This window comes from Flaviflexus ciconiae (genome assembly GCF_003971195.1).
GTDB classification, from domain to species: Bacteria; Actinomycetota; Actinomycetes; order Actinomycetales; family Actinomycetaceae; genus Flaviflexus; species Flaviflexus ciconiae.
On sequence record NZ_CP034593.1, the window covers coordinates 1,706,187 to 1,733,127 of the forward strand.

Here is a 26,941-nt window from a genome sequence, read left to right on the forward strand (position 1 = left end):
CAGGATTCCCTGTCCTCCCGCACACAGCTACTTCTAACGTGCCTGGATGTCTGCCAGCCTGTGGCTGACATCAGCCGTGGCCGGATAGAGATCCAGATAGATCTTGTACATCTCGCCGTAGATATCCAGGTTGTCCGGGTTGGGCTCAACCTCGCGCTCTGCAGAGTTCCATGTCGTGTTGACGTCAACAACGCCCGCAGCCATCGACGCTAGGAGAGCGTCGCCGTACGAGGCACCGATCGTAACCTTCGGGATGTACTGCTTAATGCCGATGATGTCGGACATGATCTGGGGCCACAGGCCACCTGTCGTGCCGCCGCCAACAGCCCAGTACTCGGATGCTGCACCACCTGAATCCTTGATCGAATCGAGGAGGTGGCGCGAGCCGTAGCCCGTTGCCTCCAGCGCAGAACGGTAAATATCTCCGTACGAGTGGGTCAGGTTCAGGCCGGCAAGCACGCCGCGAGCATTCGGGTCGGCAATCGGCGAACGCTCACCGGAGAAGTACGGAAGCATAAGCAGGCCGCGTGCGCCCGGCGAGGACTCGCCAGCAAGCTGGGTGAGCTCGTCGTAGTTGCGTCCCGACAGTTCAGCAACCCACGTGGTCAGCGAGCCCGTGGTCGACATACCACCCGAAACATTCGACGTTCCCTCGAAGAGGCCAGCGTTCGACCACAGCGACGGAGCAATAAGTGGCTTGTCGGAGATTTGCACGGCAACCATGGTCGAGCCGTACATGAGCATGACCTGGCCCGGCTGGCTCACGCCCACCGAGAGCGCTTCCGAGAAAGCGTCAATGGTGCCAACAGCAACCGGGGTACCCGGGCGCAGACCGGTGATTCGAGCAGCGTTGTCGGTGATGCGACCGGCAACCTCGTTCGACCACATAAGCCTCGGCATCGGCAGGTCACCGCAGATATCTTCAACCCACTCGTCAACCCAGTCGTTCGTGAACGGCGAGTACAGGGGCTCGCACATCGAAGCGGACAGGTGATCGAGCACGTATTCACCGGTCAGGTGGAAAATGCAGTAGGTGTGCGCCATCAAGAAACGCTTCGTACGCGCCCAAACATCGGGCTCGTTGCGGGTCAGCCACTCAATCTTCGGTCCCACCGACTGCGACGTCATGTGGTTACCGCAGACCTCGAGGATCTTATCCGAGCCGTAACGCTCCGTCAGCTCGTCAATTTCTTTAGCCGAACGAGTATCAACGCCATAAAGAATTGCGGGACGCAGGCCCTGCCCGCGTTCATCAGCAGCCAGGAAAACGGGGCCGATACCGGAGATGCAGAGACCTGCAACATCGCCCTTGGCGCGGGCCGTCAGCCTGCGACAGATCTCGACAACATCCTTCCACCACGTTTCGTCCGGATCGTGCTCCGCCCATCCCGGACGGGGGAACGAAGTTTCGTGGCGGACCACCTCACTATGGATTACATTTCCGTCAGTGTCCGACAGAACACCCTTCGTCGAGCCTGTGCCGATATCGATACCGATAACAAGATCTGACATCTCTCAATCTCCTTTGATTTGAGGTTTTGCCGGCCGCACTCACCCCGCGCGCACCAACATTTTCGACGTGACAGCAGTCACGCACGCCTTTAATCATCCTTGACCCATCCCTCAGTGTCAATGGAGTTTTCACTCTTGAACGTGCACCTTTTCTCAATGGAACACGGTAAATTCATCATGCTTTTATTAACTCGAACGATAAATGAATAACTCATAGAATATGAAACCATGAGAAAAACGAGCGATGTCTTTGCTCATTCGAGCAGGTTCTTTATGTACCCAGGCCTCCTTTAGCTGGAACACATCATCCAGTTAAAGGAAGAGTGCCGTACAAACGCCACGTCAAGAACATGGAGCACCTCATGCGGTACACGTACCCCAGAAAGGATGTCTTACCTAGCTGGGCGGACACGTGGTCTTGAATGCGAGCGCCTACGGATATCCCTTTAACCACTTAAACTAGGACAATAAAGGTTGACCAGTATCCAGGATCAATCGCGCACATACACCGTACAGACAGCAACGATAGCCGAGGCCGCAACTATGGCATCCTGAACATTTTTGCGGTTGCCGACTGGCGGTCATCACTAGGATACTCGGTCGCGTTACGCACTTGCCGCACCCAATCAAACTCCAAGAGTGCGGAACCATCAACAAACTATGCCGCCGCAATTTGCGTATTACGGTGCGCCCCTCCAACAGGACGCGCTCGCAATCCTTCAACTGCTAAGACGGCAGCCAGGGCTTTACGAGCCGCATCGTCAGCCGCGGTGAACGCCATGGTCCGGTCATCCATGCCAGCAAGAACTTGAGCCGTTTGCACATGCTTCTCGGCCATTTCAATAACCGTCAAAGCATGCGCACGATTCGCACTTACCCGTGCCAGCCTGCGGTTCAGCAACATCTGCGCGATAACATCAGACATGAATATCCCCGGTCATGACGTTGACTTGTAGGAAGGATCAACAGTCGGCGTGCACTAAGTGGATAAATTGGCTAACAACGTACCTGCCGACTTCGAAGGTCCCTCATTAGTTGCGTCCCAGTCTGAAAAAATGGGGTCGCGCTTACCTCGACCTGAAGATCCACTACGCCAAAGCGTGAATGCGGCTTCGGATTCGAGATACACCAAGGATTATCTTGCCGATTCGCAACTCATCGGGCTCGTTTCTTATTGGGTTAACTTCCGTAGCAACTTATGATTCTGGGGCTCCCCTTTCGGAGAGCCCCAGAGTCGTTAGTCGCGATGTACTAGGTCAGGTCCTGGAAGAACTTGTCCCACGGAATGTCGAGGGGAGCGTCTTCGGCAACGACTGAGTAAAGGAACCGGCACAGCGGGTACTCTTCGGGCTTGATGACGCCGCGTTCGGTGAGCGGGCCAAGTGCCTTACCGACGACCTTGATAGCTGCGACGCCTTCGAGCGTCACGCCCTTCATGTGCTGGTCGCGGACTTCGGAGAAGGGAATGCCCTGTCCGACGAGCGTGCCGGCCTTGACATTGCGTCCACCCATGGAGGTCACGAACATGTCGCCGACGCCGCCCAGACCGTCTGCGGTGTCCGGGTTGCCACCCATGAGCTTGACGAAGGAGCGGAGCTCCCGCTGGCCCTGCGCGAAGATCGCGGCACCGAAGTTGTACATGACGTACTTGTCATTTTCCTTGCCCTGCTTGCGAAGAAGGCCCTCGGCAAAGCCGGCTGCGAAGGCGTAGATGTTCTTCGTGGCAGCACCGGTCTCGTGACCAATGAAGTCGGTCGAGGTCCACACATGGTAGTAGTCGGTGCGGAACAGGTCGGCCAGGTACTCGAGGTCGTCCTTGTCGTGACCGCAGAAGACCACGGCGGTGTCGTGGTGGACGGCAAGCTCGCCAGCGATCGACGGGCCGGTAATGGCATTCCAGGAGATCTGTTCAGCCAGCTCGGGATCTAGGTATTCCTTGATCTTGTCCGGGAGGAGCTGCAGGTCGCCAGTCCCCTCATCGGCCCTCATGCCCTTCGTGATGCAGAGGAACTTCTGTCCCGGCTGAAGGAGGTCAGCCAGCTGTTCACCGATCCACTCAACCCCGAAGGAGTTGACGCCCGACATGACGACATCGGCACCCTCGAAGGCTTCCTTCGCCTGCTCGAGCTGGTAGGCGGTCACGCCGTCATTGACCTTGAGGCCAAGGTCGGGGTGAACACCGGTGGTCTGGATCGACTCGACGATCTCCCGGTCAAGGAACGTTCCGACGAGGCGTACCTCGTGGCCGTTCTCCGACGCCGGGAACGACAGTGCCGTCCCCATGATTCCGGATCCGAGGATAACGATTGTTGCCATTGCTTATTCCTACTTCCGTTTCGTAACAGAGTTGATTCGAGTAAAGATATCGGCGAGTGCCGGGTAAATATCCTGCTGGATTGCGGCCCATTCGCCGTAAATCTCGTGCGCCTCGGGATCCGGGTCGGTGCGGTCAACGAAGCTAGCCATACCCTCGGAGGCCGACTGCACATCGGGGTACGCACCGATCGCTGCCATCGCCATCATTGCCGCGCCCTGGGCGCTGACTTCGTCAACGCCGGAGACAACGAGGGGGAGGCCGGTCGCGTCGGCGAAAATTCTGCGGTAGAGGGGATTGCGGGAACCGCCGCCCGTGCACCGCAGTTCGCGGAGCTTCCTGCCGGTCGATTCCTGGACGCGTTCCAAGTTGCCTCGTAGTTCGATTGCCATGCCCTCGATGATCGAGCGGTACATGTGGGCACGAGTGTGGGCGGAACCGAAGCCGAGCACAATGCCCTTTGCAAACGGATCCCAGTGCGGGGACTGCACGGCATTCCAGTACGGCACGGTCAGCAGGCCGTCGGTACCGGGTTCAAGTGCTTCGGCCGCAGCATCCAGCTCGGGGTCGAGCCCGCCATCGAGCGCGGGGTCGCCAAGTTCCTTGCGGAACCAGTTCGCGAGAACAGAACCTGAGTTCTGGACGATCTCAAGAACGTACGAGTCGGGGATACCACCAAGGAGAGTGCGGTAGGCCGGAGAGTACGCGTACTCGAAGGCGTGCACACCGGCGACCACCGAGGTTCCAATATTGACGTAGGCGACGTCCTCATCGATAGCGGAGGTGCCAAGGCCGGCGGCCTGACCATCCCCGACGCCAGCAACAAGAACAACGTCACCGGGAATACCCCACGAGTCCGTGAGTTCCTTCTTGATGGTGTCGATGATCGAGGCCGACGGGGCCAGCTCCGCCATCTGCTCCCTCGTGACGCCCGCGATGTCGAGAAGCTCATCCGAGTAGTCGACGTTCGCGATATCAAGAAGGTTGAGGGTATCGGCGGAGCCTACGGCCGAAACCCAGCGGCCCACCAGGTGGTGGGCGAGGTAGGCGTGGACATCAACAAGCTTGTGAGCCGAGGTGAGAACCTCGGGCTCGTGCTTTTTCAGCCACGCAATCTTGTAGAGCGCGGGGGTCGTGTCGGCGGGCTTGCCGGACAGTTCGTGGATGTGGTCGGAGCCGTGTTCCTTGATCTCGTCACCCGCGCGGGAGTCGAGCCAGAGGATGGCGGGGCGAAGCGCCCCACCATCCTCGTCGACGAGCGCGAAAGATTCGCGCTGGTGAGTAATGCAGAGAGCCTTGATCCGCTGCCGATCAGCATCGCTGAGCGCCGCGCACGCCTGCGAGATTGCCGTTTCGGTCGACTCCCACCACTGGACGGGGTCGTGCTCGTACATGTCCATTCCCGGCGTCAGCAGATCAATGTCTGCCTTACCGGTGGAAAGGACCTGGCCTGACTTGTCGACGACAACGGCTTTGGTGGCTGACGTTGACGAGTCAACGGCTATAACTAACGGATCGGACATGGCTACTCCTCGTACTTCTCTACTGCTGCAGACGCTACTGACCTATTTCTGTCCGTAAACGTTCTGGTATCGATCGTAGAGGGAGTCGATATGTTCCTGCGCAACAGGAACCGGTTCCCCGAGGGTCCTAGCGGCCGCGACGGTCCGCGCAACTTCCTCTACCATGACGGCCGCCTTAACGGCCGCGGTTGCATCCTTACCGATCGTGAACGGGCCGTGGTTAGCCATCAGAACGGCGGGGGAACGCGAGTCCTTAAGCGTCTCAACGATTCCCCGCCCAATCGAGTCGTCACCAATGATGGCGAAGGGGCCGACGGGAACTTCCCCGCCGAACTCGTCGCCCATCATGGTCAGGACGCAAGGAATGGGCTGATGAACGGCAGCGAATGCCGTTGCGTAGGTGGAGTGGGTATGAACCACTCCACCAACCTCCGGCATGTGTCGATACACGTAGGCGTGGGCCGCCGTGTCCGAGGAGGGGGAAAGTCGCGCCGGTGTACCGTCCTCGATCTTCTCCCCATCCATCGTGCACACGACCATGACCTCGGCGCTCAGTTCGTCGTACCGGACCCCGGAGGGCTTGATGACGAACAGGTCTGCGCCGGGAACGCGTTCAGACACGTTCCCCGCTGTCCACACGACGAGGTTGTTGGCCGGAAGCTCCGCATGGAGCTTCGCGACCTTCTCCCTCGTTGCAGCTACCGCATCTTGGATATCTTGCGAAAGCTCAGTCAGCTTGATCATTTGCTGCTCTCGTAGGCCTTTGCCTTGATGTCCTTCAGGCGATACATGGGCGAGTTCGGGTTCCGGCCGAACTGGTCATGCAGCTCCTTGTAGATCTCGAACAGAGCATCGTACTTGGCTGCGCGATCCTCGTTCGGAAGGTAGGCGTCCTTACGAACGTTCGCCATGGCCTCTGCGGCCTGGAAGACGTCCTCGTAAACACCGGCGGCGACTGCGGCGAACACGGCGGAGCCGAGTGCACCGGTCTGCTCCGCTTCGGAGACTGAGATCGGGCGACGCGTAATGTCAGCCATGAGCTGCATGTAGAACGAGTTCTTGAGAAGACCGCCGGCCGCGACGATTTCCTCAACCTGGACGCCGTGCTCCTCGAAGTTCTCGATGATGACACGAGTGCCGAACAGCGTGGCCTCGAGCAGTGCCCGGTACGTGTCCTCGGGCGTCGTCGTCAGGGTCTGGCCGATGACCAGGCCGGACAGGCGTGCGTCAGCCAGGATCGAACGGTTGCCGTTGTGCCAGTCGAGCGCGATCAGGCCGTGCTCGCCAACTTCCTGGTCGGCTGCCTTCGCCACGAGGAAGTCGTGGAGCGAAATGCCCTTGCGGGCGGCCTTCTGCGCGTACTCCGCGGGAACGCAGTTGTCCGTGAACCAAGCGAAGATGTCGCCAACAGCGGTCTGTCCGCCCTCGAAGCCCCAGTAGCCGTCAACGGCGCCGCCATCGACGATACCGAAGGTACCGGGAACGTTCTTGTAATCCTCACCGTTAATGACGTAGCAGGAGGACGTTCCGAGGATTGCGGTGAGCTGACCGGGGCGAACAGCGTTCGCGCCCGCAACGACGACGTGGGCGTCGATGTTGCCGGAGGCAACGGCGGTGCCGGCCTTGAGACCGGTCAGTTCGGCCATTTCCTCGGTCAGTCCGCCAACCTTGGCGCCGAGCGGGAGGATTTCCTTGTTCATGCGGGTCTCGAAGACATCCTCGAAGCCCGGTGCAACGGACTTCAGGTAGTCCTTCGACGGGTATTCGCCGTCCTGCAGCATGCGCTTATAGCCGGAGTCGCCTGCCGCGTAGCTGAGCGTGCCGGTTAGCTTCCAGGTCACCCAGTCGAGAAGGTTGACGATCTCGGCCGTCTCTTCGTAGACCTCGGGTGCCTTCTCGAAGACCTCGAGGGCCTTCGGGAGGAGAAGCTCGGAGGAGAGGACTCCGCCGTAGCGCTCGAGCCACTCTTCGCCACGCTCTTCGGCGGCGGCGACGAGACGGTCGGCCTGGTCCTGTGCACCGTGGTGCTTCCACAGCTTGATGTAGGCGTGCGGGTTGTTCTTGAACTTCTCCTGCTCGCAGAGCACGTTGCCCTCGGCGTCGGTGAAGAACACGGTTGCGGATGTGGCATCAATGCCGATGCCGACGATGTCGGCGGGGTCCACACCAGCATCCTTCACCGCGTTAGGAACGGCAGTTCCAAGAACTTCGATGTAGTCGGCGGGAACCTGGAGAGCAAACTCCGGGGGCAGCTTCTGACCATCACCGGCATCAAGCGTCCGGTCCATGACCGCGTGGCGGTACTCGGTTACGGCAGTTCCGAGCTGCTCGCCATTGGATGCTCGGACTACAACGGCACGGCCCGAAAGCGTTCCGAAGTCAATACCGACGATGTACTTGTCGTTCGACATGTGGTTTTACTCCTTCGTATGGATTCTGTGTGGTTACGCCTCGGGATGCTGGTGCTGGCCCCAGAAACCCTCGGGAGAGAACAGCTTTTCGACAACCTCGTCGAGGATGCCCAGGTCGGTCAGAATATCCAGCACCGTGTAACGGGGGCGGATCATCTGAGCCTTGAAGTGGGTCTCGCGGAAACGATCCCAATCAACCTTGATGAGCTCGGGGTGGTGGGGGGCGCCCGCCGCCTTGAGCATGTCCATGGCCTCCTGCGCGGAGATCAGCTGCTTGGTGCAACGCTCCTTGATGGTCGGCCACTTTTCCTTGAGAAGCTCAATGCGCTCCACGAGGGCATCGCCTTCCATGCGCTTACCGAGCGAATGCTTGACTGCTTCGTCCTGGATCCGGGGGTCGAGGATCGCGCGAACGTCGGCCTCAACCTGCTCGGCGGACTTCACCTTCGACAGCGCCTTCTCAACATCGAAATCCTCGACATCCATGGAGAGGAAAACTTCCCACATGGCGCACGATGCGACGGTTCCAACGCCAACCTTGAATCCGTGGCTGAGCGGCGGCTCCCAGTCGAGGCCGTGCCCCTCCATCTCCCACGTGTGGGAGAACTGGTGGCCGGCACCCGAAGCAGGACGGGACGAAGAGTATGCCTGCATGGCAAGACCCGACATGATCTGGCCTTCGCCGAGCTTAGCGATCGCGTCCTCGTCGCCGTTCGCGGTACCTTCCGGGTTGGCAAGGGATTCGCGCAGCGGGCCCTGGACGAGGCTCCACGTGTAGGGGTCAATGGATTCGATGCCGAGCTCGTCGGAGAGAATCCAGTCCGCGCCGGCGGGGATCTTCTCGATGAGGTCGCCGTAGCCGGTGGCGGTCAGGCGTGCCGGTGCGTTCACCATCGTGTCAACGTCGGCGATAAGGCCGACGGGGGCCGGGCATGAACGAGTGATCTTAAAACCGTCCTTGGCGATCGAAGCACCGAACGCCGCAAAGCCATCTACCGAGGCTGCGGTGCAGACGTTGATATAGGGACGTTCCAGTTCGCCGGAGGCGAGCTTAGCAATGTCGTTAAGCGTGCCCGCACCAAGGGAAACAACAACGGTGTTTTCGTAGGGACGGATGGCCTCGCGGAGAATTTCAACGTTCTCATATCCGCCGTACAGGGTGGGGGTACCCGGAAAGATGTACGGTTCGTCAGCAAACTCAACGTTCGCGGCCTTCAGCGATGCAACAACATCGTCGCCGACGGCAGCGTACGTGTTTTCGTCGGCGACAACGAGGACCTTCGAACCCGGGAACTGCTCGGCAAACATCGGTCCGGTGTCTTTGTTAACGTCCTTGCCAAACGAGATAGCCTTCGTCTCCTCGGCAGTTTCAAGTGCCTTATTGATAAGTTCGGTCGACATTATCTATTCCTCTCTAGACCTAACGATCATGAAGGACGATTCGATAGCCTCGATGATCGTCCGGTTTCTAAACGACAAGTGGTCACCCAGTTTAGCGGGCAACTATGACGTGCGTCTCCCCTCTCAGTTCGGCCAGAGTTTCCTCATCGATGCCATCATCAGTGATGACGCAGTCAAAATCAGAGATTTCGGCCATTTTGTGGAGAGACGTGCGTTTAAACTTCGGTGCCGCAACAACGAGGACCGAGAATTCTGCCTGTGACATGGCAAGAGACTTGAACGACCCCACCTCCGCGTACGGGTGGTAGACAGCGAAATTCTGAACCGAAGCGGCTCCGACGACAACGGCGGACGGGTTAAGGTTCGTTATCTCTTTGGTAGCTGTCGGGCCGAAAAAAGCGTCAAGCTGAGGATTATAGGTGCCGCCGAGCGAAATGAGTTTGCCCTGAACGGATTGCGAGAGGGCCCGCGACACTGCGAGCGAATTCGTGATGTACGTCTTTTGCTGCACATCGGGCAACAGGTCGACTATCGCTAGTGCGGTCGTCGAATCATCAAGGAAGATTGTGGAATAGTCGGCCAGGATCTCGGCCGCAACCTTAGCAATTTTGGCCTTGGCCGAGACATCCTGCACGAGACGGAAAGAGATAGGTGTTTCCGAGGTGGAGTTGGTGACCGCCGCGACCTCGCCACGGGAGCGGCGCACAAGGCGCTTCGACTCCAGCGTGGCGAGATCACGGTAAAGGGTCATAGGAGACACGTCGAAGAGCTCGATGAGTTCATCAGTTCTGATGGAACCGCGCTCGTAGATCAGCCGAGCAAGTTCATCCTGGCGCTGCTGCTTCGAGACGCTTACCGTCGCCCCCCGACTGGCCTCCGACACGTCTGCTCCGTTACGCGTTCTTGCGGAGGCTATCGACGTAGTCGACGGTCGTGTGGACGTGCTCCTGGACAAGCGGGTACTGAGCAACGTACTGGTCCGCGAAGAACTTGTACTGCTCGTGCTTGGCCATGTCGGGCTCGATGTGCTCGCGCTCGTGCACCATGTTGTCGGCAGCGTCCTGCACCGAGTCGTACAGGCCGGCACCGGCGGCTGCGAGAATGCAGGAGCCGAGGGTCACAGCATCGCCGACCTCCGTGAGTGTGATCGGAATACCGGTGACGTCGGAGTGCATCTGCATCCAGCTGCGCGACTTCGTGGAGCCACCGCAGGCAACGAACTGCTTGACCTCGAAGCCAGCGTCAGCAAGCTTGCGCATGTTGGCTTCGACGCCGTAGCAGACGGCTTCCTGGATGGCCTTGTACATGTGCTCACGGCTGTGCGAAAGCGACAGGCCGGTGATGACACCGCGGGCCTTCGAGTCGGAGTACGGGGTGCGGTTGCCCTGGAAGTACTCGTTGATGAGCAGACCGTCGCAACCGATCGGGATATCGGCGGAACGCTGGTTCATGATGTCGTAGGTGTTGAGACCCGTCGACTGCGCGGCCGCCTCGATATCGGGGCAGAAGTTGTCCTTGAACCACTTGAGGACCGAACCGGAGGACACGAGCGAGGTCTCGACCGTGTACTGACCGGGAACAACACCGTCCGTGTAGCCGCCGAAGAAACCGGGGCCAGAAACGGGTTCCGGAGACTGGCCGGACATGACGTGCGAGGAGCCCGTCACGAGGGTCATCTTGCCCGGGCGCAGAACGTTGAGGCCGATCTGACCGTGCCAGGCGTCGCCGCCACCCTGCGCAACGGGGGTGCCGGGGATCAGGCCGAGCTGCTCGGCGGCGCGGTTAGCGAGGCCACCGACGGGAACACCGAGGTCGTTCACGGTCTCCGGAAGCTTCTCGAAAACGTCGCCCGCGCCGGCCTCCTCGTAGAGGTCGGTCGGCCAGCCACCGTTGTCACGGTCGTAGTACATGCGGTGAGCGGCGGTGTTGATGTTGAGTGTCCACTCGCCGGTCAGCTGGTAGGTGAGCCAGTCCGGAGCATCAACAATGCGGTAGGCGTTCCTGTAGGTGTCCGGCTCATTCTCGCGCAGCCAGGCAGCCTTGAAGGGGAACCATTCGGCGGTGGGAGGAAGGGTGCCGTTGCCGGTGTAGCGACGGGCCGTCGACTTCGTCTCGGCAACGCGTGCGGCCTGCTCGGTTGCACGGACGTCCATCCACATGATTGCTGGGCGCAGAGCCTCACCGGTCTTGTCGAGCGCCACGACGGTCATCGTCGTCGCATCGTAGGAAATGCCGGCAATCTGGTGCGGCTGGAGGCCAGCGCGCTCCATGACGCGGTGCGTCGAGGCGACGAGAGCGCCCCACCAGTCGATCGGGGACTGCTCGGCCCAGCCCGGCGCCGGGTGGGTCGTCTTGTAGGTCGTCGCAGCAAACGCAACGGGCGACCCGACAAGGTCGAAAATGCCGACACGGCACGACTCGGTGCCGAAGTCGATGCCCATGACGAAGGGTCCGTCAGGACGAGTATTCGTGTTGTGAGTTGTCACAGTTATCTCCACCTAGATTCGTTCGTTAATCTCGTTTAGTCTTCGTCGGTCCAGCCCCAGTCGGAGCGAATGGACTCCGGAATGAGGTGGTCAACGCGTTCCAGGACATACGTCGGCTGGTGCTCTTCATCGAGCCCCTGCGCTTCGGCGTAGGTCGAGTCGCCGGTAAGGACCAGCGTTGACGCCATGCCCGTGTTCACTGCCATGCCGATGTCGGTTCCGAGGCGGTCGCCCACCATCATGCAGTTCTTCGGGTCAACATCGAGGTCGCCCAGTGCCGCCTCGAGCATGGCAGTCTCGGGCTTGCCCATGTTGGCCTTCAGTTTCGTTCCGGTTGTCGCCTCGATCGCGGCAACAATGCCTGCGGCGTCCGGTTCCCCTCTTCCCCGGGGAACGGGCAGTACTTGTCCGGATTCGTCGTAATAAGGAATGCCCGCTTGTGGAACCAGATGGCATCAAAAGCGATCTGGAGCTTGCGGTATTCAAAAGTTCTGTCGTAGGAGGCGATGACAATGTCGATCTCCTCCGGGTTTTCGCTCATCTTGATCCCGGCTTCAGCCAGTGCCTTCTTGAGCGGTTCTTCCGAGATGGGGAAGACGGTCGCGTCCGGGTGGTGCATCTTTAGCCAGCGCGTGGTGGTGACCACCGTGTTGGCGATCTCGGAGACGGGGGTCGGGATCCCGAGCCGTTCGAGCTTTTCTACGTACAGCTCGGGGTCCTTCGTTGGGTTGTTCGAAAGGAAACGAACAGGTTTACCCAAGGAGCGCAGTCCCTCGATGAGACGCTTAGCTCCGGGGAGCAGATCCTCACCGAGATAAATGGTTCCGTCCATGTCGAATACATATGCATCAAATAGCTTGTCCGGCGAAGAGAGAATCAAGACTGCGCTCCTTGGGTGTTTTGTTATGGGTGTTGAGTTGTTTCTGTAAGCCGTACTTGACTATGCGAGGATCGCGGTCAGGACGTACAGAACCGAGGTACCGATCCAGATGGCGAATGCCGGGGATCAATGTGGGTGTCGCCGTTGGCGTTGGTCATACGCGAGAGCGCCTCACCAAGGACACCGGCAAGGGCACCGAAGATACCGCCGATGATGACTGCAACGACGATCATGACGTCGCCATCCCATGCGGTGACATCGGACGTGCCAGCGAGGATCGGAGCGAACTTGAGTGCTGCGATCGAAGCGACGATCGTCATGTGGTGCGTGACCGGGGTCTTCATGCCGAGCGACAGGAAGATCAGGGAGATAGCCGAGATGGCCCAGCCAACGAGCTGCGCGTGGTTAACAATGCCGGGGGCTGTCGGGAAGATGAAGACAACCAGCCAGATGGTGGCGAATGCCGACATGATGCCCGAGGTGAGACCGTGCATCGCGGTGATGCCCCAGCCTTCCTGGTGCTCGACCCAGTGCTTGCCTTCGCCGACGGCGAGAAGAGCGTGATCCTTGGTCGAGAAGAGGCCGGTGGAACCCCAGATGAAGCGGACTGCGATGGAGACGATAACAATTGTCAGAGCGACGGTATCCGTCCAGCCGATGACTTCCGCACCGTAGTGCAGATCTGGGTCGCTGACCGAAAGGGCCGGGACCTCGGCGAGGAGGTTGTTGACAAGGTAGCCAACCATACCGAAGACACCACCGACGACGAGAACGTCCGAGCGCCCAATGCCGGCCAGCGGTGTGACAATGTCACGGCCGTTGGCCCCGCCTGCCATCACACCCTTCTTAGCGGCGTAAGCGGCTGCTGCCGCGCCACCAAGGAAGGCGATGTGCGGGCCGAAGACCGGGCCGAACACGATCGAACCCATGAACCAACCCATGTCGACGCCACCGAGGTAACCGCCGAGGCCGATCATGTAGAGAATGCCGGTAAAGATAAAGGCGGTCTGTCCGCCGATTGCTGCGCCAAAGGCGCCGCCGCCGAAGGAGGCGACGAGCCATAAGAGATCAAATTCCACGTTGAAATCCTCTTTTAGTTTGTGGGGCTGAGTGCGCCGTGCATCTCTGACAGGGAGATGCAGTCCCTTCCGCCAACGGTGGAGGAGGGGCGCTGCGGCGATTTTGTTTGGACAAACGTCCCAGATTCTGGGTCGCTTACTCCTGTTATATGACGGTGTCCCAGCTCACTGGCGCCGACGCTCCGTAAGGCAGGTACCTTGAAATCGAGATAGTTGGGCTTGTGAGCCCTCCCGATCGCTGTCTCCGTGCGGCCTTGAATCTCTTCAGGACTGCCGCAGACGTGTCGAGGGACGTCCAATCGACACGTCAAGCCGGCACTCAGATCATGAGTTTGATGGCTCATTCCGCGCATTTGAACCTCCCTTCCTGACATCTTTGCCAGGTGCTGGACCGTAACACCGATGTTCGCGGTCACACCGTCATCGTAGACAGTAACACTATTCGTGTTAATTTCCCCATTGCTTTGGTTGATGTGCACCAATTCCCAAGGCGATCCTTACTTTGCGCAATCGATTGCACGCACGCGTCTCCCTGTGAGTCACGTTATTCTCCCCATCACGCCTGTCTACTAGAGTGAGGGCGTGATGAAGAGCGAAACTCCTGTCCTGGATCTTGATAATCTGCCCTGGCCCGCCGACCAGCCGAAACACTTCGTTTTCGACGTTGACGGCACCCTCACGGACGAGCATTCGATTACTCACCAGCCCACGGTTGATGCCCTTCAAGCCGCACACGCCGCTGGTTACCCCATCACCGTTGCCACGGGACGCCTCCTCCAAGCAGGCGTCCGACTGCTTGAACGTGCAGGTATCGAAGGCTGGGTGATCGCAAACTGCGGCAGTATCGTCTGGGACGGACAGTCCATTGTTCACGCATACCCGATGCCAACGGAGCAGCTGGAGCGCTTCATCGAACTTGGTCGTAGCATCGGCGTCGTTCCCGCTGTCTACTTTGTCGACGACATTGTCATGGACATGGGCGACTTCGACATCGATGCCGGAGACATGAACCTGCTCAACGTGGCGCTTAACGCGAATGAGGGGCGCCCGATCCGCCAGCTCGACCTTGAAACCGCCGACCTCAGGCACGCGACAAAGGTCCAGTTCGGTGGCGATTCAAGAATCCTCGACCAGCATCAGGAACGGATCCTGGAGGAGTTCCCGGAAGCCGTCCGCGGCCATGCCTTCGCTCTGGAGCTCACCCCGATGGCATCACGAAGTGGACCGGGATCGAAGCTACCCTGAAGGATCGCGGCCTGACCGCGGAGGGCGCACTCGGCGTTGGCGACTCCGGTAACGACGTTCCCTGGCTTCCCAAGGTCGGGATTTCTGTGGCAGCTCCGCATTCCACACCCGACGTCATCGACGTATGCGACGTCGTTCTACCCAACATTGACTTCCCCGTAGCTCAGCTCATCAACGCGATCGTGAGGAGAACATCATGACACCCGAGCAGATCACCGATCCCGTCGCCGACCACGGCGAAGGCCCCTGCTGGCATCCCTCCTGGGGTGGCCTGCGCTGGGTCGACATGCTTGCTGGCGACCTCCTCACCTTGAACGGCGACGGCGACGTCGATCGCCTCCACGTCGGCAAGATTGCAGCCTTCGTTCGGCCCCGCTCCCGGGCGGCTACGTTGTCGGCCTCGAAAACACGATTGCCCTTGCCTCTTCGCCCTTCGGCGATCCGGTTGCCGAACCTGCCTTCTGGGACGACTCGAACCTTCGCTTCAACGAGGGCGGCTGCGATCCCTGGGGCAACCTCTACTGCGGGTCCATGGCATACGACCGTACGGAAGGGGCCGGCCAGCTCTTCCGGGTCAGCCCGAGCGGCGAAAAGACTGTCGTCCTCCCGCACGTCTCCACCTCGAACGGTATTGCATTCTCCCCCGACGGCACTCTCGCCTACTACAACGATACGAAGCTTCGTCAGACCGATGTCTTTGACGTCATCGATAAGCGCCTCATCAACCGTAGGCCGTTCGCCTCGTCGGACGGCGCCAGCAACGATGGTCTGACGGTCGACTCAGAGGGCAATATCTGGGTGGCAATGAACCGTCACGGCAAGGTGCGTCTCTACTCCCCCGACGCCGAGATTCTCACGGAGATCCAGCTTCCTGTTCAGCTGGTCACGGCGTGCACACTGGGAGGACCGGACATGCGCACCCTGTTCATCACAACATCGCGCGAAAACCTTGAGGATCCGGAGCCGGAAGCAGGAGCGGTGTTCGCGGTCGAGGTAGACGTGCCGGGCATGCCCGTTGCCGAGTACGGCGGCTGACGGACTATCATCGGTCAGGTGACGACGAACCTCACCGGTGACGGTGCACTCTTTGATCTCCCGCCCGAGGAACGTGAGCCTCAGGCCCGGGTAATCCTCGTGACCGGCCCCTCCGGGTCCGGCAAGACGAGGTTCACGGGCCGCACCGGCCTGCCCGTCGTCGCCCTTGACGATTTTTACTACGACGACACCCACCCGGGTCTCCCTCGTAAGCACGGGATCATCGACTGGGACTCTCCCGCATGTTGGGACAGGCAGGGCGCCCTGGGCGCACTGATCAAGCTCGCCACGACTGGCGAAGCCACTCTTCCCATCTACGACATCCCCACCAACTCGAAGGTGGCAGAACGTACCCTCGACCTCGAGGGCTCACCACTTTTTCTTGCCGAAGGGATCTTTGCGGCCGAGCTTGTTCACCTGTGCCGGAGGGAAGGCATCCTCGCGGACGCCTTCTGCATTTCCCGTCCCCGCCTCCAAACCTTCTGGTTCCGGCTCATGAGGGACCTTGACGAAGGCCGCAAGCCACCCATCCCCCTTATCCGCCGCGGCATCTCCCACATGATTCACGAGCCCGAAATGTACCGGGATCTGGAACGCAAGGGAGCCCGCCGGGTCTCCATCGTCGAAGCCCACGAAGCCCTCACCCAAATGTTGGCGAAGGTCCGCCGATAAGGACGCACTCCAGGCAAACCATAAGCAACTTAGCCGGCAAACAACTTAGCAGGCACAGTACCCGCCACCGATCCGCACGAGGGTAGCAAGCCACTCCTCTTATATAAATAGGACGGCCCCACAACCTGCAGTCTTTTGGGAACCGATTCCCTATAGGGAACTCTAAGGCCCTGAGATCGCCTTGCCAGCGGCTACCCCCACGTCAGCGCATCTGGCCACCAACAGGTTGGTGCAACGGCAGTACTAACACCGATTACACGTTGGCATGTGCGAAGAAGGGGATCGGTTGCGATCTACCGATCCCCTTCTTCACGCTATGACCGCAGGCGATTTCTGGATTCGTGACTGAATCGAGCACCGCCTAATAGATACGGCCGTCCAGTATCGACGGCCTGCTCCACCTAGCTGGGCACAACTGCTGTCTTGATGCCCTTGCCTGCGCTGACGTGTTCGATAGCTGCGGCAGCATCCTCAAGCTTGAATGGCTCGGTGAGCAAAGCACCAACGTTGATTGTGCCGTCGCCGATAAGCTGGACGGCCTTGCGGTAGTTGTTCCGCCCCATGTTCGAGCCACCGGTGACGGTGAGCTCGTTGTAGTGGATGAGGTTCGGATCGATGCTCGCCATCTGCCCCTTCGGGAAGCCAGCAAATGCGTTGACACGTCCGCCATTGCGGACGGACAGGAGGGCGGTCTGGAAGAGGTCGAGGGCGCCGATGCACTGAACCGCAACATTGGCGCCGAGGCCGCCGGTGAGGTCCTTGACGAACTCCGGCACATTCACATCACCGGTGAGTGCGGTGTGGGTGGCGCCAACCTGCTTGGCGATCTCGAGGCGCTCCGGTGAACGGTTAACAACAATGATCTGCGAGGCACCCTTCTGCTTCGCCACTATCGTGTGCAACAGACCAATCGGGCCCGCGCCAACGATAAGGACGGAGTCACCAATGTGCACCTGGTAGTTATCCACACCGTTCAGCACACATCCGAGGGGCTCCGCGAGCGCAATCTCGGCCGGGTTGCTACCGGGGAGTGCGGGAACGATGGCACCGCGCTGGATTGCAGCGTCGTTGACGAGGACATATTCGGCTAGGCCACCGTCGATCCAGTAGCCGAAGAGCTTAGCGTCGACACACATGTGCTCAAGGTGGTTTTCGCAGTAGTAGCAGCGCAGGCAGGGCACGGTTGGCATGACGCCAACGAGCTGTCCCTCGTCGAAGCCTTCGACGCCGGCGCCGATCTCGTGGACGTAGCCGGAGAATTCGTGGCCCATGATGACACCGGGGCGTACGCCCGCGGTCTTTTCTCCGCGGAGGATCCTTCCGTCGGTTCCGCAGACGGTGTTAGCTGCGACCTTGAGGACCAGTTCACCGGGTCCCGCCTTTGGCGTGGGAACGTCCCTCATCTCGAGCTGACCGGGCCCGACAAGTACTGCAGCGCGCATGGAATCTCCTTGTAATCCGCGTCGATTAAGTACCTTAACCGTACCCGGTTACGCGCGATTCCTCGCCTCACGTTTTCGACGTAGTGCCGCGGCGGCGGGTGATCGAGGGCGCCCGCAAGGTCTCGCCCAGGTAAGCGCTGAGATTGGACCGCGTACGTGCTGTCGGGGCGAGCCCTTAGACACTGTTGCGATGACCCCGACAGGCGTATATTTCCGTTCATGAAAAATGTATTGCGGGTGGATTCACTCCTCGCAATCAGTGCTCTCGGTATTGTCTTTGGGGATATCGGGACATCCCCGCTTTACGCCATGCATGCGCTGTTTTCGCATGCCCTTATCCCTCGCTCTACGGAGGCGATTACGGGGATTATCTCCCTCGTCATATGGGCTCTCTTAACGGTCGTCTCGATCAAGTACATCATTGTTCTCCTATCGGTCGACAATGATGGTGACGGCGGAATCATGGCGCTATCTGCTCTTGTCATGAGGTCGGTGAAGCAGTGGGTTCCCAAATTTGCGATCGTTGCGGGGATTGTCGGTGCGGGCCTGTTCTACGGCGATGGCCTTATTACCCCAGCTATTTCAGTCATGTCAGCAACCGAGGGTCTCGCTGGGGTCAGCCCGTCCCTTGAGTCCTGGGCCGTTCCGTTTTCCATCCTTATCGTTCTTGGCCTCTTCTCCGTTCAGCATTTTGGGACCGGGAAGGTTGGGGCGCTATTTGGCCCGACGATGCTTGTCTGGTTCCTTGTTCTGGCACTCCTGGGCCTGCCCCAGATAGCTACCCACCCCGGTGTTCTTTTAGCGCTTCTCCCCCATACCGGCCTGCTGTTCATCTTCAATTATCCGCTCGCCGCTTTCATTGCTCTTGGCACCATCGTCCTTGTTGTCACCGGAGCCGAGGCCCTTTACGCAGACATGGGGCACTTTGGCCCCAACCCGATCAGGGTTGCATGGTTCGCGATCGCATTCCCCTGTCTCGCGATTAACTACCTGGGGCAGGGAGCTTTCCTTTTGGCCAACCCCACAGTGAGCGACAATCCGTTCTTTGCGATGGGGCCGTCGTGGTCAACGCTCCCACTTGGCCTGCTTGCTGCGTGCGCTGCTGTTGTAGCCTCCCAGTCGGTCATCTCCGGCGTATTCTCCCTCACCCGTCAGGCAGAACGCCTGGGCTGCCTGCCTTACGTCCGTGCCGTCCAAACGTCCGCACGTGCGCGCGGGCAGATCTACCTTCCACCAGTTAATGCTCTGCTCTGCATTGGCGTCATTGCCCTGATCGTGTTCTTCCAGTCGTCGACCGCCCTCGCGGGCGCCTACGGATTAGCGGTCACATCAACATTTCTTCTCACTTCAGTCCTTCTTGTCGCCTACATGAGAGCAGTAAGACGCTGGAACCGGGTCCAAGTCGTCTCTTTCATCATGACGGTTGGCGCCGCGGAGACCATCTTTTTCGTCTCTGGCCTCACCAAGATCGTGTCGGGCGGATGGATCCCTCTGACAATCTCGGTTGCTATGTGTGCCGTCATGGTGACGTGGCGCAAGGGCCGGTCTCTGCTCAGCACCCAACATCAACAGTTCATTGATGATCGGGACCATTTCCTCAGGACTCCGGGCCTGACGGTCGTCCCCGGCACCGCCATCTACCATCATGTCGATCACCGCACGACACCGTCGGCACTTCTGTTATCAGCAATGGCATTCGGTGCCATCCACGACAGGATCATCGCGGTTTCGATAGTGACGATGCCGGTGCCTCACGTCCACGTCATGAAGAGGTACACGGTACATTCAACCTTCCGAACCATGTACCCATTGCGCTACGAGAACGTGACGATCAGGTTCGGGTTCAAGGACGACATCAACATTCCGGCCGCCCTCGAGGAAGCCGTCGCCCAGGGTCTCATGTCGCAGATCAAGAATCCCTTGTACATCACGACCGAAGCGCACTTCCCACCGGAAAATCCAGGGGTCCTGCCAAGATGGCAGAGAGCCCTTTTCTTGACCCTTTACCGGATCTCGTCCCGCCCAACTAGCCGATTCAGGCTCCCGGCAGACCGTTCACTCGTCATCGGCCTCAATGCCAGGATGTAAGTCCAACGAGGCAGGCCTCGACGACACAGCAGTCGTGTTATCGCCCAGCAAATCCGAAGCTCCCGGAGGGCTTACCAAACTGGCACTGCATGCGCCCTGTCGATAAAGACCCACTATCGGCAGTATCAGCATCCAAAAGAGAAGCCCCGGGGACCGGCCGAGTCATCGACGTAGCCCCCGGGCGCGTTCCACCACTGAGTTAGGCAATTGTTATTGCACGTGTTACCACAGGCGATTGGAGTACGTGGTACACCGTTGCCACCACAGCAGCATCCGTTCCCTCGTCATCCCTACCGGTTGAAAGCTTAGCGGCGCCTGACGTACGGGAAGGCGATTGTCTCACGGATTCCGAGGCCGGTGATGGCCTGGAGGAGACGGTCGATTCCCATGCCCATGCCGCCCGCGGGCGGGAAGCCCTGTTCCATGGCCTGGATGAAGTCTTCATCGAGTTGCATGGCCTCCGGGTCGCCATCGGCTGCGGCCAGCGACTGGGCAACGAGGCGCTCGCGCTGAATAACCGGGTCGGCAAGCTCGGAGTAGGCGGTTCCCGTCTCGACGCCACGGATGTAGAGATCCCACTTTTCCGTCACGCCGGGCTTGGTGCGGTGCGGGCGGGTGAGCGGGGAGGTGTCTTCCGGGAAGTCCCGGACAAACGTGGGCGCCCACAGCTTGTCGCCAACGAGCTCCTCCCACAGGTCCTCGGCAATCTTCCCCGCAACGGCGTAGGGAGCAACACCAATGTCGTGCTGATCAGCGATCTTCTCAAGCTCATCGCGTGAGGTCTGGACGGTGACTTCCTGGCCGAGCGCCTCGGAGAGCGACTCGTAGAGGTCGAGCTCAGTCCATTCGCCACCGAGGTCATACTCGGTGCCGTCGGCAAGGGTGACGAGGGTCGTTCCAAGGGAATCCATCGCCGCGTTCTGGATAAGGGCGCGGGTCAGTTCGGCCATCGTGTCGTACGTGCCGTAAGACTGGTAGACCTCGAGGGCCGTGAACTCGGGCGAGTGCGTTGAATCTGCACCCTCGTTGCGGAAGTTCTTGCCGATCTCAAAGACCTTGTCGATGCCGCCGACGACGGCACGCTTGAGGTAGAGCTCGGTTGCGATCCTCAGGTACAGGTCCTCGTCGTACGCGTTAATGTGGGTGGTGAATGGACGAGCGGCCGCACCGCCGTGGATCGGCTGCAGAGTCGGGGTTTCGATCTCGACATAACCGCGATTATCGAAGGTCGAACGGAGCGACTTCATGACATTGGCGCGCACCCGGATCATCTCGCGGGCAGCCGGACGCATGATGAGGTCAAGGTGCCTCATGCGGACGCGGTTCTCCTCGGAGAGGCCAGCTTCTTCGCCGTCTTCCTTCGTGTATGTCTTCGGAAGGGGGCGGAGTGCCTTCGATGCCATCTTCCACTCGTGAGCAAAGATCGAGAGCTCACCGCGGCGGGATGTGCCAACGTGGCCCTGAATGAAGATGTGGTCGCCCATATCAACATCGGCCTTGAAGCGGGCCATCTCGTCCTCGCCAACGATCTTCTGCGACAGCATGACCTGGATCCGGTTGCCGGGCCCGTCCTGAAGGGTCGCAAAGAACAGCTTGCCGGAGGTCCGCATCAGCATGACACGGCCCGCAATGCCGACAACCGTGTCCTCAAGCTCGGTACCGGGTTCCAGACCCTCGTGCTCCTCGCGGACACCGGCGATTGTGGCGGTCACGGGAAGTTCGGCCGGGTACGGCTCAATGCCCGCGGCGATCATCTTCTCGCGCTTGGCTGCACGGATCGCCATCTGCTCCGACGATGTTGATTCAATCTGCTCGTTCTCAGTCACCACGCCATTCTACAAGCGGAGTCGCAGGAATGAACCGCAAGAAGGTGTGCGACTGCTCGCCATCAGCCCCATTCCACGCCCAATGCATCCGATTATCTATGGCCACCACCAAGCCACACCTCCACCTGCACGCGGACTTCTCATCAGGAGAACATCCGCAAGCGCCCCAGAAGGACGTCAGTTCCGTAAAGCAACGCGGTCCCCACCGTCAAGAACCTGCCACTCACGCATAGGCAATAGGTCAATTCTCTACAAGGACTCCGCTATTTCCCGATAGCATTCAGCGATTTTCCGCGCCCGGCCAATCCGCCCATACTGGGCAGTCACCGCTCCCGTCATCGGCGCAATTGGTTTTTACGCAAGCCCAGCCACGCTCCCCGGTGCGTCCTACAATGCCAGCACCAACCCGCTCAATTTCAGCCGCCTCGACCGAGAAAGTCTCCGTCCCCTCCTCCACGCACGTGCTCGCCGTCACCGCCTCGATCAGTCCAAACATCTTTTACCCTGGCCTAACGGCAGATGCTTCCCATGTTTACTTCCAGCCGACCCCATGCATTTGTAAGGTCTAAGTCGTTGACCCACTCAAGCATCAGAATCGTCGAATATCGAACCATTAGACTTGCGTAAATCGGCGGAATGGCGCGGTTTTCTGCACCTCGTTGCGAATGCTCGGAAATTTCTTGCACGTCGGAATCGTGGAACCCATAAGTCCCATTTTTCTGTGTTCCGATCGGTACTCTGGAAACGTCACCAATGAGGATGTTCACCATTGGCACCCAATGTTGTTGTTCACCATTGGCACTCTGAATTTTCGTTGAGGGAGCCCACACATGAAAAAGATGGAAACGGATGTCGTCGTTATCGGCGGCGGCGCTACGGGAGCGGGTGTTGTCCGTGACGTAGCGATGCGCGGGTACCGCACGATCCTCGTGGATCGCGCGGACCTGGGACAGGGCACCACGGGCCGCTACCACGGCCTCCTCCACTCGGGCGGACGCTACGTCGTGTCCGACCCGCACTCGGCGACCGAGTGCGCGGAAGAGAACGCAATCGTCACTCGCATCAATGCCGATGCGGTGGAGACCACCGGCGGACTCTTCGTTATCGGCCCGGATGATCCGCTCGACTTTGGCGATGCTTGGCTGAAGGGAGCGCAGGAGACCGGAGTTCCCCACGAGGAGATCTCCGTTGCCGAGGCCCTGCGCCGCGAGCCACGACTCAACCCCGGAATCAAGCGGGCTTTTGCCGTTGAAGACGGCACGGTCGACGGCTGGCAAATGGTGTGGGGAGCCGCAAAGTCCGCCGAGGAGTATGGCGCACAGATCTTCACCTACCACGAGGTCACCGACATCGTTCGCGAGGGCGATCAGGTACGTGCCGTTCGGGCCATCGACCACAAGACCGGCGAAGACATCGAGATCACCTGCAACTTCGTCATTAACGCGGGCGGCCCCTGGGCTGGCCAGATTGCGGACATGGCGGAATGCCCCGAGGTCAACGTCGTTCCGGGCCGCGGCATCATGATCGCCATGAACCACCGCCTCGTCAATCAGGTTGTGAACCGCTGCATCTACCCCTCGGACGGCGACATCCTTGTTCCCGTTCACACGGTCTGCATTATCGGCACAACCGACGTTAAGGTCGAGGATCCCGACAACCTGGCGATCCCCCGCAACGAGGTGCAGCAGATGCTGGACGCCGGCGAAGTCCTTATCCCGGGCTTCCGCAACTCCCGTGCCCTGCACGCCTGGTCGGGCGCTCGCCCGCTCGTCAAGGACAACCGCGTCTCCGCCGACGACACGCGCCACATGTCCCGCGGCATGTCGATCATCGACCACCAGCATCGCGACGGCCTCAACGGCATGCTCACCATTGCTGGCGGTAAGCTCACGACCTACCGTCTCATGGCGAAGAACATCGTTGACGTCATGGTTGACCAGCTCGGCGATGATCGTCCGTGCACAACCGAGACCGAGGCGGTACCGGGATCGAAGGATCTCAAGACCTACCACGTCACCCACCGGCTCGAGGAGGCCGAGAAGAACCTCCGGAAGGAGCAGATCGTCTGCGAATGCGAGCTCATGAGCCGCAGGCAGCTTGAGGACCTCATCGAGGAGCAGCCCACCGCTTCCTTCGACGACCTGCGCCGCCAGCTCCGACTCGGCATGGGACCCTGCCAGGGCGGATTCTGCTCGATCCGCGCGGCGGGAATCATGCAGGAGACCGGCAAGGCCGACACCGAGCGCGTCACCGCGCTCCTCCGCAAGTTCCTGAAGAACAGGTGGATTGGCCTGTGGCCAATCCTCTACGGGGACCAGGTCCGCCAGACCGCTCTTGATAATTGGATTTTCCAGGGCACGCTCGACATGGATCACCTGCCCGAGGCCGAGGAGGCTCACGTATGAAAACCGTCGTCATCGGTGCCGGTATCACCGGACTTGTCACCGCAATCCGCCTCCGGCAGGCGGGACAGGACGTCACGCTCGTAACCAAGGGCATTGGCGGCCTCCAGCTCGGCCAGGGTACCCTCGACGTCTTCGGGTACAGCCCGGACCGCGTCGACAACCCCATCGCCGAAGTCGATAAGGTAGCGGCCTCCGACCCCACTCACCCCTACGCCGCCATCGGCTCGGACAACGTCCGCAAGGGCCTCGAGTACACGGCAGGCCTGCTAGACGGCCTGGTTGAGGGCGATCCGGAGAAGAACGTCCTGCTGCCCACCGCGGTCGGCGCCATGCGCCCCACCGCCTACATTCAGCCGTCGATGGCCAACGGCGTCATCACCGCCGACTCGAAGTTCCTGATCGCGGGCCCCCGCCAGCTTAAGGACTTCTATCCGCAGCTCATTGCCGGCAACCTGGCCCGCACGGATCTTCCGGGTGGCGGCAGGGTCCAAGCCCGCCCCGGCTCGTTCTCGATCCCGGCGCGCGGCACCGAGGCGGATTCCTCTGGCCTCAACTACGCACGGGCCCTTGACCGTCCCGAGTACCGCAAGGAATTCGCGGCCCAGATCAAGCCCCTCGTGAAGGAAGGCGAGACGGTTGGCTTGCCCGCAATGCTGGGCCTGCGTGACCGGAACGCGTGGAGGGACCTGCAGGACCTGATCGGCGCACCGATTTTTGAGATCCCGCTTCCGCCCCCGGGGGTTCCCGGCATGAGGCTCAACGAGCACCTGACCGACCTGGCCAAGGAGCTACGCGTCAAGATCATCCTTGGCTCCCCCGTCGTTTCCGGCACGGAAGAGAACGGTCGGGTCGTTTCCGTCACCGTTGCCTCGACCGGCCACGACATGGTGATCAAGGCCGACAACGTTGTACTGTGCACAGGCGGCTTCGAATCCGGTTCTCTCGAACTGGACTCCTACGGCGTCATGTCCGAGACGATCTTCGGTCTTCCGCTCGTTGGCACCGAAATTCCCGAACCCACCCACGGTCAGTACTGGGGTGACCCGCAGCCGATGTTCCGCGTGGGCGTCAAGGTTGGGGAAGATATGAGGGTGCTGGACGCGTCCGGTCAGCCCGTTTACGACAACCTGTACGCTGCCGGTGGCATTCTCGCCGGTTCGATCCGCTGGACCGAGAAGAACGGTGAAGGCGTCGCGGTTGGTTCCGCATATGCCGCTACCGAAGCAATCCTTGGAGGTAATTCATGAGCATCGACGCATTGGCAAGCACCCACGACAGCCCGCTGCAGTTCGCCGCCGATCAGGTTGCCAGAGCTTCCCTCGACCACTGTGTGAAGTGCACAATCTGTGAAACCCAGTGCCCCGTGGCACGGGTGACCGACCTGTTCCCCGGACCGAAGTACGTAGGCCCACAGGCGGAGCGCTACCGTCACGGCAGTCCCGTCGACGACTCGCTCGACTACTGTTCCTCCTGCGGCATCTGCACCTACGTGTGCCCGCAGGGCGTAAACATTGCCGAGCTGAACGGTCAGGCACGCGCCGTCATGAAGGCCGAGCCGGGCAAGATGCCGCTGAGGGACAAGCTCATCACCCAGACGAACCTCATGGGCACGGTCATGACCCCCTTCGCTCCGATTGCCAACTGGGCTCTCGGACAGAAGCCCATCCGCGTCGCCGTTGAGAAGACGATCAAAATTCACCGCGAGGCCCCGATGCCGGTGGCTACCTCGCAGTCCTTCATGGGCTGGTGGAAGAAGCGCCCGAAGAACACAAACGCCCCGCTGGGACCCGTTGTCTTCTTCCACGGTTGCGCCGGCGGCTACTTCGAGGTTGAGACCTCGAAGCGCACCGTTGAGGTCTTGGAGAAGATCGGTTACGAAGTCATCGTTCCCAAGCAGGGGTGCTGCGGCCTTGCCCAGCAGTCCAACGGTCTGTTCGACCAGGCGAAGAAGGCCGTCGTGAAGCTGTCGAACCAGCTCCGGTCTGCCGGCCGCGACCTGCAGATCATCTCCTCCTCCGGTTCCTGTGCGGGCATGCTCAAGCACGAGGCACACGAGATCATGGGCGTGGAGGACCCTGCCCTTCTCGACGTCGCCACCCGCATGCGCGAAACCTCCGAGTTCCTCCTCGAACAGGTTGAGCTCGGTCACCTCGACCCGAAGGACTTCCGCGACATCAACGACACGGTCACCTACCACCAGCCGTGCCAGGTGAAGTCGCAGGGCATGGGCACCCCGTCGGTCACTCTTCTCGAGCTGATCCCGGGACTCACAATTAAGGAATCGGGCGAGAACTGCTGCGGCATTGCAGGCACCTACGGCCTCAAGGCCGAGAAGTACGACATCGCTCAGCTCGTTGGCCAGCCCCTGTTCGACAAGATCAAGGACTGGAGCCCTCGGCTTGCTGTCTGCGAGACAGAGACCTGCCGCTGGCAGATCCGCAAGGGCTCCGGCGCGAAGGTTGTCCACCCGGTCAACCTCATCCACCACGCCCTTGGCCTGTCCAGCGATCTCTACGATCCGAACACCAAGCACTGAGCAGATCGTGAGCAGAGCATCCGCTCACCAATCCATGCTGATGATCTGACACTGCAAACTAAATAGTTATCTCTTGCGGCGCTTTC

The 26,941-nt window shown here is 60.2% G+C and carries 19 protein-coding genes and 2 pseudogenes; 7 read left to right on the forward strand and 14 right to left on the reverse strand.

All coding sequences use genetic code 11. The annotated features are described in order from the left end of the window. Window positions 1-33: 33 nt before the first annotated feature. From EJ997_RS07505 to EJ997_RS07555, 11 genes and pseudogenes are all read right to left on the reverse strand, one after another. The gene (locus tag EJ997_RS07505) at window positions 34-1,512 is read right to left on the reverse strand and encodes an FGGY-family carbohydrate kinase (protein WP_126704006.1); all 1,479 of its coding nucleotides are present in this window, start codon (window positions 1,510-1,512) and stop codon (window positions 34-36) included. A gap of 658 nt (window positions 1,513-2,170) precedes the next feature. Further along, window positions 2,171-2,437, reverse strand: coding sequence for a hypothetical protein (locus EJ997_RS07510; protein WP_126704007.1), 267 nt, complete (start codon window positions 2,435-2,437; stop codon window positions 2,171-2,173). Between the two features lie 326 nt (window positions 2,438-2,763). Then, window positions 2,764-3,828: an NAD(P)H-dependent glycerol-3-phosphate dehydrogenase gene (locus EJ997_RS07515; protein ID WP_126704008.1), complete on the reverse strand. Its 1,065-nt coding sequence runs from the start codon at window positions 3,826-3,828 to the stop codon at window positions 2,764-2,766. Window positions 3,829-3,837: 9 nt separating this feature from the next. Beyond that, on the reverse strand, window positions 3,838-5,349 hold the full coding sequence (locus EJ997_RS07520) for a xylulokinase (protein WP_126704009.1): 1,512 nt from the start codon (window positions 5,347-5,349) through the stop codon (window positions 3,838-3,840). 42 nt (window positions 5,350-5,391) lie between these two features. After that, a complete protein-coding gene (locus EJ997_RS07525) occupies window positions 5,392-6,093 on the reverse strand; it encodes an L-ribulose-5-phosphate 4-epimerase (RefSeq protein ID WP_126704010.1) in 702 nt (233 codons plus the stop codon). After that, window positions 6,090-7,760 carry a ribulokinase gene (locus EJ997_RS07530; protein WP_126704011.1) on the reverse strand — a complete coding sequence of 557 codons (1,671 nt, stop codon included), beginning with the start codon at window positions 7,758-7,760 and terminating at the stop codon, window positions 6,090-6,092. Before EJ997_RS07530 ends, EJ997_RS07525 begins: the two co-directional genes overlap by 4 nt. Before the next feature lie 33 nt (window positions 7,761-7,793). Beyond that, window positions 7,794-9,161, reverse strand: coding sequence for a sn-glycerol-1-phosphate dehydrogenase (locus EJ997_RS07535; protein WP_126704012.1), 1,368 nt, complete (start codon window positions 9,159-9,161; stop codon window positions 7,794-7,796). A 91-nt stretch (window positions 9,162-9,252) separates the two neighbouring features. Continuing rightward, the gene (locus EJ997_RS07540; protein ID WP_164719877.1) at window positions 9,253-10,044 is read right to left on the reverse strand and encodes a DeoR/GlpR family DNA-binding transcription regulator; all 792 of its coding nucleotides are present in this window, start codon (window positions 10,042-10,044) and stop codon (window positions 9,253-9,255) included. A gap of 10 nt (window positions 10,045-10,054) precedes the next feature. After that, the gene (locus EJ997_RS07545; RefSeq protein ID WP_126704995.1) at window positions 10,055-11,602 is read right to left on the reverse strand and encodes an FGGY-family carbohydrate kinase; all 1,548 of its coding nucleotides are present in this window, start codon (window positions 11,600-11,602) and stop codon (window positions 10,055-10,057) included. A gap of 80 nt (window positions 11,603-11,682) precedes the next feature. Beyond that, window positions 11,683-12,479: pseudogene (locus tag EJ997_RS13765) on the reverse strand (HAD-IIA family hydrolase). Window positions 12,480-12,604: 125 nt separating this feature from the next. Next, the gene (locus EJ997_RS07555; protein WP_126704014.1) at window positions 12,605-13,606 is read right to left on the reverse strand and encodes a hypothetical protein; all 1,002 of its coding nucleotides are present in this window, start codon (window positions 13,604-13,606) and stop codon (window positions 12,605-12,607) included. Between the two features lie 585 nt (window positions 13,607-14,191). On the opposite strand from EJ997_RS07555, the pseudogene EJ997_RS07560 reads away from it, so the two are divergent. Further along, a pseudogene (locus EJ997_RS07560) lies at window positions 14,192-15,051 on the forward strand (HAD-IIB family hydrolase). On the opposite strand, the gene EJ997_RS13475 reads toward EJ997_RS07560, so the two are convergent. Beyond that, window positions 15,015-15,194: a hypothetical protein gene (locus EJ997_RS13475; RefSeq protein WP_228201662.1), complete on the reverse strand. Its 180-nt coding sequence runs from the start codon at window positions 15,192-15,194 to the stop codon at window positions 15,015-15,017. The pseudogene EJ997_RS07560 and the gene EJ997_RS13475 sit on opposite strands and share 37 nt — an antisense overlap. A gap of 68 nt (window positions 15,195-15,262) precedes the next feature. On the opposite strand from EJ997_RS13475, the gene EJ997_RS07570 reads away from it, so the two are divergent. Continuing rightward, window positions 15,263-15,886, forward strand: a complete 624-nt coding sequence (locus EJ997_RS07570; RefSeq protein ID WP_265936857.1) for an SMP-30/gluconolactonase/LRE family protein — start codon at window positions 15,263-15,265, stop codon at window positions 15,884-15,886. A gap of 18 nt (window positions 15,887-15,904) precedes the next feature. After that, window positions 15,905-16,558 carry an ATP-binding protein gene (locus EJ997_RS07575; protein ID WP_126704017.1) on the forward strand — a complete coding sequence of 218 codons (654 nt, stop codon included), beginning with the start codon at window positions 15,905-15,907 and terminating at the stop codon, window positions 16,556-16,558. 401 nt (window positions 16,559-16,959) lie between these two features. Here EJ997_RS07575 and EJ997_RS07580 read toward each other — a convergent pair whose 3' ends face one another. After that, on the reverse strand, window positions 16,960-18,000 hold the full coding sequence (locus tag EJ997_RS07580; RefSeq protein ID WP_126704018.1) for a zinc-binding dehydrogenase: 1,041 nt from the start codon (window positions 17,998-18,000) through the stop codon (window positions 16,960-16,962). Between the two features lie 219 nt (window positions 18,001-18,219). Here EJ997_RS07580 and EJ997_RS07585 point away from each other — a divergent pair, with 219 nt between their 5' ends. Further along, entirely contained in the window at window positions 18,220-20,088 is a 1,869-nt protein-coding gene (locus tag EJ997_RS07585) for a KUP/HAK/KT family potassium transporter (RefSeq protein WP_126704019.1), read from the forward strand. A gap of 305 nt (window positions 20,089-20,393) precedes the next feature. Here EJ997_RS07585 and lysS read toward each other — a convergent pair whose 3' ends face one another. Continuing rightward, a complete protein-coding gene (gene lysS / locus EJ997_RS07590) occupies window positions 20,394-21,872 on the reverse strand; it encodes a lysine--tRNA ligase (protein WP_126704996.1) in 1,479 nt (492 codons plus the stop codon). Between the two features lie 872 nt (window positions 21,873-22,744). Between lysS and glpA the strand changes: the two genes are divergently transcribed. The 3 genes from glpA to EJ997_RS07605 are packed head-to-tail and all read left to right on the forward strand — an operon-like array spanning window position 22,745 to window position 26,855. Beyond that, window positions 22,745-24,319 carry an anaerobic glycerol-3-phosphate dehydrogenase subunit GlpA gene (gene glpA / locus EJ997_RS07595; RefSeq protein WP_126704020.1) on the forward strand — a complete coding sequence of 525 codons (1,575 nt, stop codon included), beginning with the start codon at window positions 22,745-22,747 and terminating at the stop codon, window positions 24,317-24,319. Next, window positions 24,316-25,566, forward strand: coding sequence for a glycerol-3-phosphate dehydrogenase subunit GlpB (gene glpB / locus EJ997_RS07600; RefSeq protein WP_126704021.1), 1,251 nt, complete (start codon window positions 24,316-24,318; stop codon window positions 25,564-25,566). The genes glpA and glpB overlap by 4 nt, the downstream gene beginning before the upstream one ends. Beyond that, complete coding sequence (locus tag EJ997_RS07605) at window positions 25,563-26,855, forward strand: anaerobic glycerol-3-phosphate dehydrogenase subunit C (protein WP_126704022.1); 1,293 nt, start codon at window positions 25,563-25,565, stop codon at window positions 26,853-26,855. Before glpB ends, EJ997_RS07605 begins: the two co-directional genes overlap by 4 nt. The last annotated feature ends 86 nt before the right edge of the window (window positions 26,856-26,941 follow it).